We start from the raw sequence: 2,501 nt of genomic DNA, 5'->3' as shown, positions 1-2,501 counted from the left end.
AATTCTATTATATTTATTTACTCAACGATTGTAAAATTATTTTTCGGTCTTCCTATGTGAAATCCTTGAAGATAATCCACTCCCATCTCTTTGAGTGTTTTAACGATCTCTTCATCCTCTACGTACTCTGCAACCGTTTTAACATTAAGCTCTTTTGCAAGCGTGAGTATACTGTGGACGAATGCTTTATCTTTTTTATCTTTATTTATATTTATAATAAACTCACCATCTATTTTAAGATAGTCAATAGGAAATTTTTTAATATAATGAAAAGAGGAGAAGCCTGAACCAAAATCATCTATAGCAAACTTGTAACCCGCTATCTTTAGGTTCATTACAAATTTTTCCAAAAGAGCGAAGTTTTTAACGGTTTCTCTCTCTGTTATTTCAAAAACAATATTGTCTCTGGATATATCATACTGTTTTATAAGCTGTGTTATTGAATCTGCATAATTACCTACAATAAGAGATTTTGGGGATAAATTTATAAACAAAATTCCCTGATAATTTTCTTCTTTTATCTTCATAAATGCATTCTCTATTACCATTAGATCCATGCGGTTGATGATACTCATGCTCTCTGCAACTTCTATAAACTCATACGCTGAAACTACCTTGCCGTCTACTTCAATCCTCATAAGAAGCTCATGTATCTCATTTTTGCCGCTAACTGTGGTTTGAATCGGCTGAAAATACGGAACAATGCGATTATTTGCAACAGCATCTATAAGAAGCGAAGACTTCGCTGTTTGTTCTTTTATAACAGAGACAATATCATCTCCTGAAGGAACTCTAATGCTGTTTTTGCCATCCTCTTTAGCTTTATACATCATTCCATCAGCTATTACAAAAAGCTCTTTTTGTGTTTTTGCATGCTCAGGATAGATGGATATTCCGATAGAGACTGTAACACCTGCATGACTTCCATCACTAGTTAAGAGTTTAAAATCTTCTATTGACCTTGCTATCTTGTGAGCAACTGCAAGAGCACCCTCTAACCCACACTCAGGTAAAATCAAAGTAAACTCATCACCGCCGTAGCGCGAGAGTATATCTTCACTTCTTTTTGATGATTCAAGAACTCTAGAAAACTCTTGTAGATACAAATCTCCAAAAGAATGCCCATATCTGTCATTAATAGGTTTAAAATTATCACAGTCTATAACCATAAGAGCAAATTCGTATCCATGAGCCTCTGCACGCTTTATCTCATACTCTAAAAAGTCAACAAATACACGCTGGTTGAAGAGTCCTGTAAGCGGGTCATGTGCTGCGTAGTACTCTAAATCATTTGTATATTTATTTATAGCTTTAACCGAACCGACCAGATTTGCCATAGTTGTTAAAATACTGTCTATTACTATATGTTTAATAGGATCTGTTGCCATCTCTGACTGTATGCTAAGTCCTACAATTCCGCCTATTTTTGGAGTGTCCAAAAAGAGAGATTTTGTTCTGTGTGCAAAATTTCCATAGTCTTTTACCGTAATACAACTATTGTAATCAGATACATTATGACGAATCGTGTAGTCGGTATAACCCAAAAAGTGATTGCTTGATTGGACGGACTCTCTTACATACTCTTCAAATCGCACTTTTACATCGGCATCAGGAATACCAAACCAGAAAATATCGACTTCAAACTGATCATCACCGATTCTAAAAATAGTCATAAGCGTATAAGTCGGCATAATCTTGTTTATGTCTATCAGAAGTTCACTAATGAAATCACGCCAATCTTGAACGACTTCCGAAGTTATTATGAATTTATCAAGCAGCTGTACCTCAAACTCAAGCAAATCTTTGTCAACTGCTATTGTTTTTAGTTTTTGAGCCAGTTCATTTACATTTAAAATAATCGCATTAATCTCATCAAACCTTGAATCTATGTCGGTAGGGTCAAACTCTTTAAAATCTTCAACCGAGTTAATGGATTGTACTTTTTTGTTGAAAAGCTTAAGTGACTGGGTTATTCTTGATGTGGTGTATCTAGAACTTATAAATGCGACAAATATAAAAATCGGCAATACGATTAAGAAAAAATAGACATAATCCAAAAATGTCTCTTTTATAACTTCAACAAAATTTTGCTCTACATCTATTAAACCCAGTGTATCACCGACATTTGCGTTTACATGGCAGCTTAAGCACTCCTTTTTTGCATTGAGAGGCAAAAGGTTTCTTATTTTGCCCATATCGCTAATGGTTACCTTTTCCCCGCTTATTAAAACAGAATTTGCCAAATCATCTCTTGGATTTTCCGGCACCTCTCCAAAAAGCTCTTTTATTTTATCTGTACGGTATATGTTTACGGAGTAGCGACTCTCATCAAAGTTTTCCTTGAGTGAGTGCATAAAATCATTTAAGTCTTCTCTGCTCCACCCTTTTTTCATAACTTGATACATTGAGGAAAAAATTTGGTTTGAGACGGTGTTGGCATTTTTAATGGCATTTTCTCGTGCAAGCGTCGTATGAAGATAGGCCGTAAAAACTAAAACTAC

Annotated in this window: 1 protein-coding gene; it reads right to left on the bottom strand. The window is 34.9% G+C overall.

Going from position 1 to position 2,501, the window contains the following annotated elements; all coding sequences use genetic code 11:
- Nucleotides 1–17: 17 nt before the first annotated feature.
- Nucleotides 18–2,501, bottom strand: a 2,484-nt coding sequence (locus RQ763_RS11330; RefSeq protein WP_314153087.1) for a bifunctional diguanylate cyclase/phosphodiesterase, incomplete at its 5' end; no start/stop codon positions are given.

Source organism: Sulfurimonas sp., from assembly GCF_032250635.1.
GTDB lineage: Bacteria > Campylobacterota > Campylobacteria > Campylobacterales > Sulfurimonadaceae > Sulfurimonas.
Note: the sequence above shows the minus strand (reverse complement) of the source record. Positions and strands in the feature narration are given on the sequence as shown.